General features: G+C 51.2%; 16 protein-coding genes. 11 read left to right on the top strand and 5 right to left on the bottom strand.

Translation table 11 applies throughout. The annotated features are described in order from the left end of the window. Positions 1-155: 155 nt before the first annotated feature. The 11 genes from GW590_RS20355 to GW590_RS20305 all read left to right on the top strand — a co-directional run bounded on the left by GW590_RS20355 (position 156) and on the right by GW590_RS20305 (position 10628). On the top strand, positions 156-581 hold the full coding sequence (locus tag GW590_RS20355; protein WP_169404904.1) for a GNAT family acetyltransferase: 426 nt from the start codon (positions 156-158) through the stop codon (positions 579-581). 426 nt (positions 582-1007) lie between these two features. Next, complete coding sequence (locus GW590_RS20350) at positions 1008-1451, top strand: DUF2919 domain-containing protein (protein WP_169404903.1); 444 nt, start codon at positions 1008-1010, stop codon at positions 1449-1451. Positions 1452-1604: 153 nt separating this feature from the next. Next, entirely contained in the window at positions 1605-2204 is a 600-nt protein-coding gene (locus GW590_RS20345) for an RpoE-regulated lipoprotein (protein ID WP_169404902.1), read from the top strand. 184 nt (positions 2205-2388) lie between these two features. Continuing rightward, positions 2389-3288, top strand: coding sequence for a Dyp-type peroxidase (locus GW590_RS20340; protein WP_169404901.1), 900 nt, complete (start codon positions 2389-2391; stop codon positions 3286-3288). Between the two features lie 254 nt (positions 3289-3542). Continuing rightward, a complete protein-coding gene (locus tag GW590_RS20335) occupies positions 3543-4571 on the top strand; it encodes a sulfate ABC transporter substrate-binding protein (RefSeq protein WP_169404900.1) in 1029 nt (342 codons plus the stop codon). Further along, positions 4571-5401: a sulfate/thiosulfate ABC transporter permease CysT gene (cysT, locus tag GW590_RS20330; RefSeq protein ID WP_169404899.1), complete on the top strand. Its 831-nt coding sequence runs from the start codon at positions 4571-4573 to the stop codon at positions 5399-5401. The genes GW590_RS20335 and cysT overlap by 1 nt, the downstream gene beginning before the upstream one ends. Continuing rightward, positions 5401-6276, top strand: a complete 876-nt coding sequence (gene cysW, locus GW590_RS20325) for a sulfate/thiosulfate ABC transporter permease CysW (RefSeq protein WP_169404898.1) — start codon at positions 5401-5403, stop codon at positions 6274-6276. The genes cysT and cysW overlap by 1 nt, the downstream gene beginning before the upstream one ends. Continuing rightward, positions 6266-7360, top strand: a complete 1095-nt coding sequence (cysA, locus tag GW590_RS20320; RefSeq protein WP_169404897.1) for a sulfate/thiosulfate ABC transporter ATP-binding protein CysA — start codon at positions 6266-6268, stop codon at positions 7358-7360. The genes cysW and cysA overlap by 11 nt, the downstream gene beginning before the upstream one ends. Before the next feature lie 117 nt (positions 7361-7477). Further along, entirely contained in the window at positions 7478-8359 is an 882-nt protein-coding gene (cysM, locus tag GW590_RS20315) for a cysteine synthase CysM (protein ID WP_169404896.1), read from the top strand. A 237-nt stretch (positions 8360-8596) separates the two neighbouring features. After that, a complete protein-coding gene (locus GW590_RS20310) occupies positions 8597-9280 on the top strand; it encodes a response regulator transcription factor (protein ID WP_169404895.1) in 684 nt (227 codons plus the stop codon). Beyond that, on the top strand, positions 9261-10628 hold the full coding sequence (locus tag GW590_RS20305) for a HAMP domain-containing sensor histidine kinase (RefSeq protein ID WP_169404894.1): 1368 nt from the start codon (positions 9261-9263) through the stop codon (positions 10626-10628). Before GW590_RS20310 ends, GW590_RS20305 begins: the two co-directional genes overlap by 20 nt. Positions 10629-10711: 83 nt before the next feature. On the opposite strand, the gene crr is transcribed toward GW590_RS20305, so the two are convergent. The 5 genes from crr to cysZ form a co-directional block, all read right to left on the bottom strand. Then, positions 10712-11221: a PTS glucose transporter subunit IIA gene (crr, locus tag GW590_RS20300; RefSeq protein ID WP_169404893.1), complete on the bottom strand. Its 510-nt coding sequence runs from the start codon at positions 11219-11221 to the stop codon at positions 10712-10714. A gap of 47 nt (positions 11222-11268) precedes the next feature. Then, positions 11269-12996, bottom strand: a complete 1728-nt coding sequence (gene ptsI, locus GW590_RS20295; RefSeq protein WP_169404892.1) for a phosphoenolpyruvate-protein phosphotransferase PtsI — start codon at positions 12994-12996, stop codon at positions 11269-11271. 124 nt (positions 12997-13120) lie between these two features. Further along, on the bottom strand, positions 13121-13378 hold the full coding sequence (ptsH, locus tag GW590_RS20290) for a phosphocarrier protein Hpr (protein WP_003038086.1): 258 nt from the start codon (positions 13376-13378) through the stop codon (positions 13121-13123). 404 nt (positions 13379-13782) lie between these two features. After that, the gene (gene cysK / locus GW590_RS20285) at positions 13783-14748 is read right to left on the bottom strand and encodes a cysteine synthase A (RefSeq protein WP_169404891.1); all 966 of its coding nucleotides are present in this window, start codon (positions 14746-14748) and stop codon (positions 13783-13785) included. Between the two features lie 222 nt (positions 14749-14970). After that, a complete protein-coding gene (gene cysZ, locus GW590_RS20280) occupies positions 14971-15729 on the bottom strand; it encodes a sulfate transporter CysZ (protein ID WP_169404890.1) in 759 nt (252 codons plus the stop codon). Between the last annotated feature and the right edge of the window lie 61 nt (positions 15730-15790).

Raw genomic sequence — 15790 nt, 5'->3', positions numbered from 1 at the left:
AAACGTTTTCTAGCCGGATAAAAGTCACTATTTTGGTATGGACTATTAAACAGACCCGCGATATACCCTGAGGAGGCGTGCAGTTGTCGCTTCAATGCAACTCGAATTATTTTGGGTATAATCAATAAATAACTTATCAACAGCGGCGAACAGTGATGGAAATTCGCGTATTTAAACAAGATGATTTTGAAGAAGTGCTGACCCTCTGGGAGCGCTGCGATTTGTTGCGTCCGTGGAACGATCCTGAAATGGATATCGAACGTAAGCTCAATCATGATCCTGAACTCTTCCTGGTGGCCGAGGTGGGCGGCGAAGTGGTGGGTTCGGTCATGGGCGGCTACGATGGCCATCGTGGTTCAGCTTATTATCTTGGCGTGCATCCCGACTATCGCGGTCGTGGCATTGCCAATGCGCTGATTAATCGTCTGGAGAAAAAACTGATTGCTCGCGGATGTCCTAAAATCCAGCTAATGGTCCGCGCCGAAAATGACGCGGTGATCAGCATGTATGAAAAACTGGATTATGAAGTGCAAGATATCATCAGCCTGGGTAAGCGGCTGATTATCGATCAGGAGTATTAATCACCCGCCGTTTTTGTCGCTGTTTCCTTATCACATACCTCTTATTCGGTGATAAATAAGGGGTCTATCTGCGCGATCCTCTTTGACCTCTGTCGACTTTTGCCCCGGCCAATGGGGCTAAAAGCGTAATCTGCTTGCCAGCGCTGTCCTGTTGATCATAATAGTCACTCTTCATTGTGAGTTTTCTGTCAGTATCAGGTAATGTTCGTGCCGCTGTGCTGCCTGTTGCGCTGAACAAGATTAAAGCAGACAGTTCTTAAAGGTATCTTGAGTTGCCTTAATTTATGCTGAGCGGAGCTTTGACTCCGCTTGTGCTGAGGTATAACCAGTGTGTCAATATGCCTTACGGCTATATCGCGCACTCAGCTTGGGTTTTCGACGCAGGGGTTTGCGTCATCACTAATTGAAGGAAGATGTTTCCGGGCTATGAATCCTGATGATTACAACAGCCATGGCATGCTGCGTCTGCCGCTGTGGTTCTGGACAATATTGGTCTTACAGGCACGGACCTGGTTACTTTTTGTGATGGCCGGGGCTTCTCGCGTTCAAGGCAACGGTTTGCTGACCTGGTTTTACCCTGACCGCCACGCCTTTTGGTACGGCATCTTTTTAGGTATCCCTCCCGTGCTGATCTTTTTGCTTAGCGGACGTCGCCACCTGTGGCCAAAAATCTGGCAAATGGGCTATTGGCTGCTGTTGGCCGGGATGTTTGTCACCTTTGCCTTGCAAGGGCTAGGCCTGTGGCAATCAATGGATACGCCAAGCCTGCTTGATATTGTTCTTGCCCTGATGGATGCCGGTGCGCTGGCCTATTGGCTACTAAGTCGACGCTTGCGCGCCTGCTTTGATGAGGCACGACGTCTGGCATAGACCGATGTACAAATATCTGCGGCACTTTTTGTCTTTGCCGTACTCCAATAGCCCGACACTGAAAAGGGTGCCGACCCGGTGCCGTCTTGCCAGGGTCACGTTGGCGTCCCTCATCGCTTTACCCAGAAAAATCGAGAACAAGGAGTGTATTACATGACTATCCGCCCACTGTTGCTGGCGTTGCCCCTGGTACTTAGCGGGTGTTCGACCTTGTCGAATATGTCTATGCCGCACATGTCGTGGTCAAGTCTTAATCCGATGAACTGGTTCACCAGCCACCTTAAGGTGAACGAACAGGGCGTCGGTACGCTCACCGCCGATACCCCAATGACCGAAGCTGCGGTTAATGACGGGCTGAATGGCAATTATCATCTGCGTAGCGGCATGTCGATGAGCGATGGCAAAATGCGGGCGTTTTATCAGGCAATGACTGATAAAACCGTGCAAATCACCGTCTCCGGTGCCCTGAAAGGCAAAGTCGATCGCATCGTGGTGAGCGATCCGACCATTGAAAGTCAATGGGGCGTCAAGATCGGCACGCCGTTTAATACCCTGTACAGCAAGGCCTTTGGCGCCTGTCAGAAAGCGCGCGGACTGGAACCTCGTGACGTGGAATGTAAAGCGCCGGACAGTCAGCACGTTAGCTATATTTTCAGTGGCGACTGGCAGGGGCCGGAAGAGCTGATGCCAGCTGACGATGCGTTAAAAGACTGGAAAGTCAGCAAAATTGTCTGGCATGCTGCTAATCCTTAATCCTCTCTGTGCCTTGCGTTGACGCAAGGCATTTTCCGCTAATCCGCGTATAATGCTGCACGCTATATCCGGCGGAATTGCCTTCTGCTGCCTTGTGATCCCATGACCCCGGATATCCCCCGCCTCGGCTTTATACTGCTGCAAAGCCAGAGACCGCCGTCTTTGAAATAAGGATAGATAAATTATGACCCAGATCCAGAGCGGTATTTTGCTGGAGCATTGCCGTTTTGCTATCTATATAGAAGCCAATGTCCAGGGTGACCTGGATGCTATTCGCCAGGCTTGCCGGACGTTTTGCCACTCATTGGCGCAGGTTCAGGCGAGATTTCCTGATGACAGCGTGGGTGCCGTGCTGGCCTTTGGTGATACGGTTTGGCGCGATTTGTCGGCCGGAGAAGGGGCTAGCGAGCTCAAGCCCTTTGTTCCCCTGGGTAAAGGTCTGGCACCGGCAACCCAGCGCGATCTGCTGATCCATATTCAGTCTTTGCGTCATGACGTTAATTTTTTACTGGCTCAGGCGGCACTGGCAGCCTTTGGTAACAGTATTCAGGTTGTAGAAGAGACCCACGGGTTTCGCGGCATTGAAAATCGCGATCTCAGCGGTTTTGTTGATGGCACGGAAAATCCCAAAGGCGAACAGCGCGCCCTGGTGGCCGCCATTGCCGAAGGGGAGCCGGATGCTGGTGGCAGCTATGTGATGGTTCAGCGCTGGAAGCATAATCTTGACCAGTGGCAGCGCTTTAGCGTGGCGCAGCAGGAAGAGATCATTGGCCGCACCAAGCAGACCGATGAGGAACTGCCCGGCGATCTGCGTAAAGAGACCTCGCATCTGGGACGTGTGGACCTGAAAGAAGAGGGCAAGGGGCTGAAGATCCTGCGCCAGAGTCTGCCTTACGGTACGGCAAGCGGTGAGCATGGGCTCTATTTCATCACCTACTGCGCTCGACTGTATAATATTGAAAAACAGTTACTGAGCATGTTTGGTGATTTGGATGGCAAACGTGACGCCATGTTGCGTTTTACCCGTCCGTTGACCGGCAGTTACTATTTCGCACCGTCGCTGACCCGTCTGCAAGCACTGTAATCCGTGCCTCCGATGCGTGGGCCTCAGCCTGCGCATCGGCATCCCCCGCTGTATTTCCTGCTTTTAATCTTGCTCGGTGACTGCCTTATAGCTTTTCATACTTGTAAATCACGAAATAGTATATAAAACCGTTACTGCTCTACCGTCAGTTATAAATACACTGTCACTCTCCGCCATGGTGTTTTCGTTATATGGCAAGGCATCAGGTGGCGAACGCGCGCCGCGTCGACAGTGATTTCAGACTAGGGTAGAGAATGAAAAATATGTGGGTAAAGAATATCACCCTGAAAGGTTCGTTAGCGTTGCTGCTGCTTGGCAGTGCGGCAACCTGTGCCTCTGCCACGGAATTGCTTAACAGCTCTTATGACGTGTCTCGCGAGCTGTTTGCCGCTCTCAACCCGCCGTTTCAACAGCAGTGGGCCGAGCAAAATGGTGGCGACAAGCTGGAGATCAAGCAATCGCATGCCGGTTCATCAAAACAGGCGCTGGCGATTTTGCAAGGACTGAGGGCCGATGTGGTGACCTATAATCAGGTAACCGATGTCCAGGTGCTGCATGACCGCGGCGATCTGATCCCTGCCAACTGGCAAAGCCGTCTGCCGAATAACAGTTCCCCTTTCTATTCCACCATGGCCTTTCTGGTGCGCAAGGGTAACCCTAAACATATTCATACCTGGCAAGACCTGACCCGTGATGACGTCAAACTGGTATTCCCTAATCCAAAAACCTCAGGCAATGGCCGCTATACCTACTTGGGTGCCTGGGGAGCCTTTAATATTGCCGACGGTAATGACACGGCAAAAACGCGCGAGCTGATGTCACGCTTTATCAAAAACGTTGAAGTATTTGATACCGGCGGCCGTGGCGCGACCACCACCTTTGTTGAGCGCGGTCTGGGTGATGTGCTGATCAGTTTCGAATCGGAAGTCAACAATATTCGTCAGCAGTACGGTGCCGACAAATATGAAGTCATTGTTCCGCCAGTGGATATTTTGGCTGAGTTCCCGGTGGCCTGGGTAGATAAAAACGTTGAAAAAAATGGCAGCGAAAAAGCTGCCAAGGCTTACCTGAACTATCTGTGGAGCCCGCAAGCGCAGAAAATTATTACCAGTTTCAGTTATCGCGTTTATGACCAAAAGATCATGGATGCCGAGAAAGCGAATTTCCCTGCCACCCAACTGTTTAAGGTTGAAGAGCAATTTGGTGGCTGGCCGCAAGTAATGAAGACTCATTTTGATACCGGCGGTGAGCTGGACAAATTGATTGCCCAGGGACATCAGTAATGTTGTTGTCGACAAAACGTGTATTGCCCGGCTTTACCCTTAGCCTGGGTAGCAGCCTGTTATTTGTTTGCCTGGTACTGTTGCTGCCGCTTAGTGCGTTAGTTATCCAGCTGTCGCATATGACGCTGGCGCAGTACTGGGATGTGGTCAGCAATCCGCAGGTGATCGCCGCCTATAAGGTCACGCTGCTGTCGGCGGCGGTGGCCAGTATCTTCAACGCCTTTTTTGGCATGCTGATGGCCTGGATCCTGACGCGCTATGAGTTTCCGGGCAAGACTATCCTCGACGGGTTAATGGATTTGCCTTTTGCCCTGCCGACGGCGGTGGCCGGGCTGACCCTGGCCGGTCTGTTCTCGGTCAATGGATTCTACGGTCATTGGCTGGCGCAGTTTGATATTAAAGTGGCCTACACCTGGTTGGGGATTGCCGTCGCCATGGCGTTCACCAGCATTCCTTTTGTGGTGCGTACCGTGCAACCGGTGCTTGAAGAACTGGGGCCAGAGTACGAAGAGGCGGCAGAGACGCTGGGGGCCTCGCGCTGGCAGAGTTTTCGCCGCGTGGTATTGCCCGAGCTGATGCCGTCGCTGTTGGCCGGTACCGCGCTGTCATTTACTCGCAGTCTCGGCGAGTTTGGGGCGGTTATTTTTATCGCCGGCAATATCGCCTGGAAAACCGAAGTGACCTCGTTGATGATCTTTATCCGTTTGCAGGAGTTTGATTATCCGGCGGCCAGCGCCATTGCGTCGGTGATTTTAGCCGCATCGCTGATCCTGCTGTTTGCCATTAACACTCTGCAAAGCCGCTATGGCCGTCGCCTGGGAGGTCACTAATGTCACAGTTGCTCCAGGTCCAGGAAACCGCGCCGCGTCGTATCGACTGGTTAAAGTGGTCGCTGATCGCCGTCGGTATGATTATCTGTGCGTTGCTGCTGTTGGTACCGCTGATTAGCATTTTTGTACTGGCGCTTTCTGACGGTATTGCCGCCGTGGGCAAGAATCTTGCCGATGGCGATATGCTGCACTCTATCTGGCTGACGGTGCTGATGGCGCTGATCACCGTGCCGGTTAACCTGATCTTTGGCACGCTGCTGGCCTGGCTGGTGGCGCGCTTTAACTTTCCGGGACGTCAGCTACTGTTGACGCTGATTGATATTCCCTTTGCCGTCTCGCCGGTGGTGGCGGGGTTGCTGTATCTGCTGTTTTACGGTACTAACGGCCCGCTTGGCGGCTGGCTGGATGCGCACAATATCCAGTTGATGTTTGCCTGGCCGGGGATGGTGATGGTGACGATTTTTGTTACCTGCCCGTTTGTTATTCGCGAGCTGGTGCCGGTGATGTTAAGTCAGGGTAGCCAGGAAGATGAAGCGGCGGTGCTGCTCGGCGCTTCCGGCTGGCAGATGTTTCGTCGCGTCACCTTGCCAAATATTCGTTGGGCGCTGTTGTACGGCGTGGTGTTAACCAACGCGCGGGCCATTGGCGAGTTTGGGGCAGTGTCGGTGGTTTCCGGGTCAATTCGCGGCGAAACCTACACGCTGCCATTACAAGTTGAATTATTGAATCAGGACTACAACACCGCTGGCGCGTTCACTGCCGCCGCGCTGCTGACCCTGATGGCAATCGTCACCCTATTTCTGAAAAGCGGCTTACAGTGGCGCCTGGCGCGCCACAACAACCGTCTTGAGCGGGAGGAAAGCAATGAGCATTGAAATTACAGGTATCAACAAATTTTTTGACCGCACCAAGGTGCTTAATGATATCTCGCTCGATATTCCCTCCGGCCAGATGGTGGCGCTGTTGGGACCCTCTGGTTCTGGGAAAACTACGTTGCTGCGCATTATTGCCGGCCTGGAAAATCAGAGCAGTGGACTGTTGAGCTTTCATGGCAAAGATGTGACTCGCCTGCACGCGCGCGATCGTCAGGTTGGTTTTGTCTTCCAGCACTACGCACTGTTTCGCCATATGACGGTATTCGACAATATCGCCTTTGGTCTTACCGTGTTGCCACGCCGTGAACGGCCGAATGCCGAAGCCATTAAACAGAAAGTCAGCAAACTGCTGGAGATGGTGCAGTTAAGCCATCTGGGCAATCGTTTTCCGGCCCAACTGTCGGGCGGGCAAAAGCAGCGCGTGGCGCTGGCCCGTGCGCTGGCGGTGGAGCCGCAGATCTTATTGCTGGATGAACCCTTTGGCGCGCTGGATGCACAGGTTCGCAAAGAGTTGCGCCGTTGGTTGCGTCAACTGCATGAAGAGCTGAAATTCACCAGCGTATTTGTCACCCACGACCAGGAAGAAGCCATGGAAGTGGCGGATCGCGTGGTGGTGATGAGTCAGGGAAATATTGAGCAGGTGGGCACGCCCATTGAAATCTGGCGTGAACCGGCCACCCGCTTTGTGCTGGAATTTATGGGCGAAGTTAACCGGATTGGCGGCGAGATCCGTGGTTCGCAGTTGTATGTCGGTCAACACCATTGGCCGCTGGCCATTGCGCCATTGCATCAAGGGGCGGTTGATCTGTTTTTGCGACCATGGGAAATGGAAATCACGCCGCACAGCACCCCCCGTTGTCCACTGCCGGTCCAAATTCTGGAAGTCAGCCCGCGCGGTCACTTTTGGCAATTAACCGTCCAGCCGCAGGGATGGCATACTGAGCCGATGGCCGTCGTGCTGTCCGAAACCCCGGACAATCGTGCCCCGCAGCGCGGCGACCGCTACTTTGTCGGCGGCCTGAACGGACGCTTGTATGCCGGTGATCGTCAGCTACAATCGGTTGCGCTCGCCAAGTCGGCCTGATATTTTTAAAATTATTAACAATTCGAGTAGGGCGGTTCTTCCGCCCTTTTTAATGGCTGATACCCATTTATTCATTTTAGAATGGTGTTAATAGCTAATTGATATAAGGCAACCACAGTGAGCACGCTTGAACAATTTATCGGCAATACGCCTTTAGTGCGATTACAACGGCTGTCAAAAGATCTTGATAGCGAAATCTGGGTCAAACTGGAAGGCAATAACCCGGCAGGTTCAGTTAAAGATCGCGCGGCTTTCTTTATGATCGATCAGGCGGAAAAACGCGGTGAAATCACCCCCGGCGATACGCTGATTGAAGCCACCAGTGGTAATACCGGTATTGCGCTGGCAATGATTGCGGCACTCAAAGGCTATAAGCTCAAACTGCTGATGCCAGAGAATATGAGTCTCGAACGCCAGGCATCAATGCGTGCCTATGGGGCGGAACTGCTGCTGGTCAGTCGCGCCAAGGGGATGGAAGGCGCCCGTGATTTGGCCAAAGATATGGAAAAACGCGGGCAGGGCAAAGTCCTCGATCAGTTTAATAACCCCGATAATCCGCTGGCACATTTTACCACCACCGGGCCGGAAATCTGGCAGCAGACGGCGGGGCGGATCACCCATTTTGTTTCCAGCATGGGCACCACGGGCACCATTACCGGCGTTAGCCGTTATCTGAAAAGCCAACGACCTGATATTCAGATCGTCGGCCTGCAACCGCAAGAAGGCAGTAGCATTCCCGGCATTCGCCGCTGGCCGCTGGAATATCTGCCGGGTATTTTCCAACCCGAACTGGTAGATGAAGTCATCGATATGGGGCAAGGCGAAGCGGAAACGACCATGCGTTTGCTGGCGCAGCAGGAGGGGATTTTCTGTGGTGTCAGTTCCGGCGGGGCGGTGGCGGGCGCACTGCGCGTGGCGAGAGATAACCCTGGTGCGGTGATTGTGGCGATAATTTGCGATCGCGGCGATCGATATCTCTCCACCGGCGTGTTTGAATAACCCGAGCAGGCTGAATTTCTTTTCCCCGACGAGAAACTGCTGTCAGCATTTGTTCCCCGGTAAGGCCGGGTAACATGGTCCCCGTTGCGTTGTGCGGCCAAAAGCAGTGATTTGCTATACAAACTGCGCCTTTTTCTGTGACTAAAGCCGGTAAAAGGTAAAAATAGAGTAAATGCTACTGCGGCGTACCGGGATAGAGGTAAAAATGAGCGGAAATCAGTTAGGTGGAAATAAATAATGAAAATTTTGTTAGTCGATGACGATCTTGAACTGGGCACCATGCTTTGTGAATACCTCATTGCCGAAGGATTTGATGCATCACTGGTGTTAAGCGGCAAGGCGGGTGTCGAGGGGGCCATGTCCGGTGAATACAGTGCCATGATCCTCGACATTATGCTGCCTGATATGAGCGGAATTGATGTGCTGCGCCAGGTGCGCAAAAACAGCCGTCTGCCGATCATTATGCTGACGGCCAAAGGTGACAACATCGACCGGGTTATCGGACTGGAAATGGGTGCCGATGACTATATGCCGAAACCCTGCTATCCGCGTGAGCTGGTGGCGCGTTTGCGTGCGGTTCTGCGCCGGGTCGAGGAGCAGCAAGATACCCATTCTGACTCCTCAAGCATTCACTACGGTGACCTGACCTTGAATCCGGCTACGCGTAGCAGCGAGTGGCAAGGGGTCGTGTTCGATTTGACGGCCTCGGAGTTTAATCTGCTGGAGCTTTTGCTGCGTTCTCCGGAACGTGTGGTATCAAAAGATGAGCTGTCTGAAAAAGGGCTGGGTCGTCCGCGCGAAGCCTACGATCGCAGCATCGACGTGCATATCAGTAATATCCGCCAGAAACTGGCGTCGCTGAGTGGCGGTGAAGCAATGACAATCGAGACGGTGCGCAGCATTGGCTACAGAATCAGGTAAGCGCCTGCGCGGCAGGCTATTTTGGAAAATACTGCTGGGCTATTGGCTGACTTTTATTGCCATCACTCAGGTTCTCTGGCTGGTATTTACTTTTTACTACCATCACGAGCCGCCAGAAAGCGGGATCGCCCGACGTTTTGTCAAACTGCAAATCACTTCGGCGGTTTCCACCTTGCATAGCGGCGGCATACCGGCGCTGAATGCGATGATTGCCGACTGGCCGGACAGCGATCGCCGTCTGTTTTCCGTTGAGCCTTCGATGATCCCCGCCCAGGGGCAGAATCTGGATGCGCTTGAGCCGGGCAAAGTGCCGCATGAAGTGGTCGAGTTTGTGCAGGCACCGAATGGGCAGGGTTACCGGCTCCGTTATAATGTTGAGGGGTTGATGGATGAGTATCGACCTCCGCGAGAAAAGCACTTATTTAATATGCCACCTCCATTTCTGTGGATAGGCGGTCTGGGAGGGCTGTTGTTCAGCGCCATTTTGGCCTGGAACCTGACCCGCCCCATGCTGCAAATGCGCAAGGCCTTTGGGCGAGTTTCGCAAGGGGATTTATCAGTGCGTTTGTTTTCAACCATGGGCAAACGCCACGATGAGCTTTCTGATGTGGCACGTGATTTTGACTCGATGGCAGAACGTTTGCAGGTGCTGGTCAAGGCTCGTGAGGAGTTACTGCATGATGTCTCCCATGAGTTGCGTTCCCCTCTGGCACGACTGCAGTTGGCTATTGGTCTGGCACGGCAAAATCCGCAGAATGTCGAAACATCGTTAACACGTATCGAGCATGAAGCAGGGCGGCTGGACAAGATGATCGGCGAGCTGCTGGCGCTGTCGCGTACAGAAAATAACGTAATGCCGGACGAAGAGTATTTTGATCTTAACGGTTTGGTTGCGGCGGTGGTCAATGACGCCTGCTATGAGGCGCAGCTTCCCGGGGTGGAAATTGTGCTCAATAGCAATGTGTCATGCGAACAGGATTATACGGTGAAAGGCAACGCCGAGTTAATGCGTCGGGCGATTGATAATGTGGTGCGCAATGCGCTGCGCTTTTCTGCTCGCGGTCAAACAATCAACGTCTCGCTGTCTACCACCAGCGATAATTATCTGTGTGTGGAAGTGGCCGATCAGGGGCCGGGCGTTGAAGAAGATAAGCTATCGAGCATCTTTGATCCCTTTGTCCGCGTTATGTCACCGCTTGCTGGCAAAGGCTATGGCCTTGGGCTGGCGATCACCAAGAAAGTGATACTGGCACATCAGGGGAAAATTGAAGCGCGTAACGGCTCACCCAGGGGCCTTATTATCGATCTTAAGGTTCCACACTGGAAAAGCTTGATCGCGCAGGGATGATATTGCTGGTAGTGCGGTAGTAACGGAGAAAGCAGAGACAAAAAAAACGGCGCAATCAGCGCCGTTTTTTTATTGGAGTGTCATTACTTTTTGATACGGATGATTGGGGTTTCACCCACCACCACAGTACCAGAAAGTTTGATCAGCTCTTTAATCTCATCCATATTGGAAATGACCACCGGTGTCAGCGTTGACTTGGCTTTTTCTTCCAGCAGGGCAAGATCAAATTCGATCACTAAATCGCCTTTCTTAACGCGTTGGCCTTCTTCAGCGATACGCTTGAAGCCTTCGCCTTTAAGTTCGACTGTGTCGATACCAAAGTGAACAAACAGCTCAATACCGCTGTCGGATTCGATTGAGAAAGCATGGTTAGTTTCGAAGATTTTACCAATAGTACCATCAACAGGCGCGACAATTTTGTTGCCTGTAGGTTTGATAGCAATACCGTCACCCACGATTTTTTCAGCAAAAACAACGTCGGGAACATCTTCAATATTGACAATTTCACCAGACAGCGGCGCAACAATTTCAATTGTGCCAACGTCTTTCTTATCATCAGAAACCAATGATTTTAGTTTATCGAACAAACCCATGATCTTCTCCTAAGCATTAATTTGGGCAGCTTTAAAGCCAACGGCAATTAGCAGAGTGTTTTTTCTTCAATGAACTTGTTAACCAGGTTCATCAACTCTTGCGCCGTAGGTTGAGCCAGAGCCTCTTCTGCCAGCGCCTTCACATCTTCGAAATTTGTATTACGAATGATTTTCTTGATGCGTGGGATAGAGATAGCACTCATGCTGAACTCATCTAGACCCATGCCCAATAACAGAAGTGTAGCACGTTCGTCACCGGCTAGCTCTCCACACATGCCAGTCCATTTACCGGCGGCATGAGATGCATCAATAACTTGTTTAATAAGTCCAAGAACTGATGGAGACATAGGGTTATAAAGATGAGAGATCATTTCGTTACCGCGATCGACCGCCAGAGTATATTGGGTAAGATCGTTGGTACCAATACTAAAGAAATCAACCTCTTTGGCCAGATGATGAGCAATCACTGCAGCGGCAGGTGTTTCCACCATCACACCCACTTCGATAGATTCATCAAAGGCTTTGCCTTCTTCGCGCAGCTGGCCTTTAAGCATTTCCAGCTCACTGTTCAACTCACGAACTTCCTCAACGGAAATAATCATTGGGAACATGATGCGCAGTTTGCCAAAAGCAGAGGCACGCAGAATAGCACGCAGCTGATCGTGAAGAATTTCTTTACGATCCAGGCAGATGCGGATTGCACGCCAGCCCAGGAACGGGTTTTCTTCTTTCGGGAAGTTCATGTACGGCAGTTCTTTGTCGCCGCCGATGTCCATGGTACGCACAATCACTGCCTGTGAACCCATAGCTTCAGCAACGGCTTTATAAGCCTGGAATTGCTCTTCTTCGGTAGGCAGACTGTCGCGGTCCATAAACAGGAATTCGGTGCGATACAAGCCAACGCCTTCTGCGCCATTGCGCTCAGCGCCCGCCACGTCACGTACGGTACCGATGTTTGCACAAACTTCAACCTGATGACCATCCAGGGTGATAGCTGGCAAATCTTTCAGCTTAGCCAGATCGTCTTTTTCAGTGATGTATTGATTTTGAACGCCTTTTAACTGATCAATAATATCTGCCGTTGGATTGACGTAGATTTTATTGTTGACCGCATCGAGGATCAGATAATCATCGTTCTTGACTTGCTGGGTCACATCGCTGGTACCGACAATGGCTGGCAGTTCCAGAGAACGCGCCATAATCGAGGTGTGCGAAGTACGACCACCCAAATCGGTGATAAAACCCAGAACCTTGTTCAGATTCAGCTGTGCAGTTTCTGACGGGGTCAGATCCTTGGCCACCAGAATAACTTCATCCTGAATGGAGCTGAGATCGACAATGGTCATGCCCAGAATGTTTCTCAACAGGCGTTTACCGATATCACGTACGTCGGCCGCACGTTCTTTCAGGTATTCGTCATCGAGCTCTTCCAGGGCCTTGGCCTGGCCTTCAATAACAGAGTAAGCAGCAGCATCGGCAGAGGCATGGTCATCTTTGATGAGGGCTATGATTTCTTGTTCTAGCTCTTCGTCTTCCAACAACATAATGTGGCCTTCGAAGATGGCTTCTTTCTCTTCACCGAAGGTCTGGCCGGCTTTGGTTTTGATCGTTTCCAGCTGTGCTGAAGCTTTCGCACGGCCAGACAGAAAACGTTCAACTTCCTGATCGACTTTCTCAGGAGAGATTTTTTTCCGGTCGATGACAATCTCATCTTCCTTCAGCAGTAATGCTTTGCCGAAAGCGATACCGGGAGATACTAAAATGCCTGAAATCATAACCCTACCTTACTGTTGACTGGTGTTAACTATGCAGAGACCGTTAGCGCCTGGTGGCAAGCATGAGTTAATTCAATGAATTATTTAGTTAGCTTCTACTTTACGGTCTCTCTGACTAAGCTGATTATTCGAGCTCTGCCATCAGTTTTACCAAGTGTTCAACGGCTTTCTGCTCGTCTTCACCTTCAGCAGAAAGGGTGACGACAGTCCCCTGGGTCAGACCTAAAGTTTGCAATTTAAACAGGCTTTTGGCGCTTGCGCTTTTACCGTTAGAGGTCACGGTAATGTCTGAAGTGAAACCTTTGGCTTCTTTCACAAATTGCGCAGCAGGGCGAGTGTGCAGACCATTTGGAGCGGTAATAGTAACTTCTTGCTGGAACATTGATGTTTCCCCAACTTAATTTAAAGTAATGTTGTGGAGCTAAAGTTTAGCTTATCAGCCTGATTTTAGCTTGTGAGATTAGCGCCTGACTATGGTCCAGGGGCAAGCTTCGATGCAACAGAAAAAGCAAAAATTCGCACGCAGGGATAAATCCTTTCACTCCATGCTGTCTCTTTTTCGTTCTGTGACCATTATGCCGCCTTTCACTATACTGTAACAAATCAGTAAATCGATTCAGCTTCCAGTATTTCGTTAGGCGATTAATTTTGCGCATCGAAATAATTGATGCGTTAAATACTAAACCTGGGCGCGAAAATCAATGATGAAGTGGTATAAACTTTGACGCAGTCCACAAAAAAGCACCCAAATAGGTGCTTTTTTAGTCGTTATTTGGAAATGTGGTATTATTGTTGCAATTCTTTTTCTGTAAACAAATCTGCAAACAATGCGGTACTCAGGTAGCGTTCACCGGAAGAAGGAAGAATAACCACGATGGTTTTGTCGGCAAAATCTGCTTCTTCGGAAAGCTTCACGGCGGCCGCGACGGCAGCACCGGAAGAGATACCGGCCAGGATGCCTTCTTCCACCATCAGACGACGCGCCATATCAATGGATTCATCATTGGTGATAAGTGTAACACGGTCAAGCAGGTCCAGGTCCAGGTTACCAGGAATGAAACCGGCACCAATACCCTGAATTTTATGTGGACCCGGTTTTACTTCCTGACCAGCCAGCGTCTGGGTAATGACCGGTGAATCTGTCGGTTCTACTGCCACCAAGGTAATGCTGCTTTTTTTGCTCTTCAGATAGCGGCCGGTACCGGTAATGGTGCCGCCGGTCCCCACGCCGGCAATCAGCACATCCACGTCGCCATCGGTATCTTCCCAGATTTCCGGGCCGGTGGTTTGCTCATGAATTGCCGGGTTGGCCGGGTTGCTGAATTGCTGCAGGATCAGATAGCGTTGCGGGTCGCTGGCCTGGATCTCTTCGGCTTTGGCAATGGCACCTTTCATGCCTTTTGCCCCTTCGGTCAGCACCAGATTGGCACCCAACGCCTTAAGCAGTTTGCGGCGTTCTACGCTCATGGTTTCAGGCATGGTCAGCGTCAGTTTATAACCGCGAGCGGCGGCGACGTAGGCCAGAGCTATCCCGGTGTTACCGCTGGTAGGTTCCACCAGCTCGATATCTTTGGTCAGAATACCGCGTTTTTCGGCATCCCAAATCATATTTGCACCAATACGGCATTTGACGCTGAAGCTTGGATTGCGTGATTCAACTTTAGCCAAAATGCGACCATTGCCAATACGATTCAGGCGAACCAGCGGCGTATGGCCGATTGTTAATGAATTGTCTTCATAGATCTTGCTCATAGCCCGTCCTTTAACTGTACCTTGAAATCAATAAGTATAATTTCATGAAAATAAGAGGAAAACGTAAAAATCATACGCTAACGCGTTTTCCCGTGAAGTAAAGAATTGGTATATGTTATGTGATTCGGAAATAAACTCCTTTGCCGCTGTACCACGGCAAAGGATAGCACGCTGATTATCCATCGATTACCTGCGCTGGCCGGGCGCTGGCAAGCTTTAACCTTAGCGCCCTGCGACGTTGCCAAGGTGATTATTGCGGTAACGATCGACCCACATGGCCGTTGCGCCGCAGACGGCAACCGGCAGAATTAACAGATTCAGTAGCGGAACCAGGGTACAGAGACTGACCAGCGAACCAAATTGCAGATTGTCGATTTTATGGCGTCCCAGGGAACGACGCATATCGGCAAAACTGACTTTATGATTATCGAAAGGATAGTCGCAGTATTGGATAGCCAACATCCAGGCGCTAAAAAAGAACCACAGCACCGGTGCCAGGGTTTGTCCTATTCCGGGAATAAAATGCAGTATTAGCAGTAGTAGGGCTCTTGGCAGGTAGTAGCCCAGTTTCTGGCACTCGCGTTTCATAATGCGCGGCAAATCTTTCATAATTCCCCAGATACCGGCATCGGGCAGCACTTTACCGGTCAGCCGCGCTTCGAGCTGTTCTGCCAACAGCCCGCTAAATGGCGCGGCGATCAGATTGGCCAGCGTACTGAACAGGAAACTGAATACCAGCAAAATGGAAACCACGGCGATGGGCCAGATAACATAGTCCAGCCAGCGCAACCAGGCGGGGACATGACTCATCATTGCCGGGATCCATTGTCCCAGTTGACTGAATAGCCACCAGAAGGCGCCACCCATCAATAATATATTGACCAAAAGGGGGATAATCACAAAGCGGCGGATACCCGGTAACGAGATTAACTTCCACCCTTGAGCAAAATAGTGAACACCGTTGACTTCAGATGACGACATAAAAGAAATTTTCTCTCTAAATTGAATAGGCTGGGCTATCATATCGGTATGATTTTGCACT

Origin of the sequence: Rouxiella aceris, assembly GCF_012933545.1 — a bacterium.
Classification (GTDB): domain Bacteria; phylum Pseudomonadota; class Gammaproteobacteria; order Enterobacterales; family Enterobacteriaceae; genus Rouxiella; species Rouxiella aceris.
Note: the sequence above shows the minus strand (reverse complement) of the source record. Positions and strands in the feature narration are given on the sequence as shown.

What these genes read in the sequence shown, in the direction of transcription:
- crr (WP_169404893.1), bottom strand. Translation starts at nt 11,221, where the DNA reads ATGGGTTTGTTCGATAAACTAAAATCATTGGTTTCTGATGATAAGAAA.
- ptsH (WP_003038086.1), bottom strand. Translation starts at nt 13,378, where the DNA reads ATGTTCCAGCAAGAAGTTACTATTACCGCTCCAAATGGTCTGCACACT.
- cysA (WP_169404897.1), top strand. Translation starts at nt 6,266, where the DNA reads ATGAGCATTGAAATTACAGGTATCAACAAATTTTTTGACCGCACCAAG.
- GW590_RS20350 (WP_169404903.1), top strand. Translation starts at nt 1,008, where the DNA reads ATGAATCCTGATGATTACAACAGCCATGGCATGCTGCGTCTGCCGCTG.
- GW590_RS20310 (WP_169404895.1), top strand. Translation starts at nt 8,597, where the DNA reads ATGAAAATTTTGTTAGTCGATGACGATCTTGAACTGGGCACCATGCTT.
- ptsI (WP_169404892.1), bottom strand. Translation starts at nt 12,996, where the DNA reads ATGATTTCAGGCATTTTAGTATCTCCCGGTATCGCTTTCGGCAAAGCA.
- cysK (WP_169404891.1), bottom strand. Translation starts at nt 14,748, where the DNA reads ATGAGCAAGATCTATGAAGACAATTCATTAACAATCGGCCATACGCCG.
- cysZ (WP_169404890.1), bottom strand. Translation starts at nt 15,729, where the DNA reads ATGTCGTCATCTGAAGTCAACGGTGTTCACTATTTTGCTCAAGGGTGG.
- GW590_RS20335 (WP_169404900.1), top strand. Translation starts at nt 3,543, where the DNA reads ATGAAAAATATGTGGGTAAAGAATATCACCCTGAAAGGTTCGTTAGCG.
- GW590_RS20355 (WP_169404904.1), top strand. Translation starts at nt 156, where the DNA reads ATGGAAATTCGCGTATTTAAACAAGATGATTTTGAAGAAGTGCTGACC.
- GW590_RS20345 (WP_169404902.1), top strand. Translation starts at nt 1,605, where the DNA reads ATGACTATCCGCCCACTGTTGCTGGCGTTGCCCCTGGTACTTAGCGGG.
- cysT (WP_169404899.1), top strand. Translation starts at nt 4,571, where the DNA reads ATGTTGTTGTCGACAAAACGTGTATTGCCCGGCTTTACCCTTAGCCTG.
- GW590_RS20340 (WP_169404901.1), top strand. Translation starts at nt 2,389, where the DNA reads ATGACCCAGATCCAGAGCGGTATTTTGCTGGAGCATTGCCGTTTTGCT.
- cysW (WP_169404898.1), top strand. Translation starts at nt 5,401, where the DNA reads ATGTCACAGTTGCTCCAGGTCCAGGAAACCGCGCCGCGTCGTATCGAC.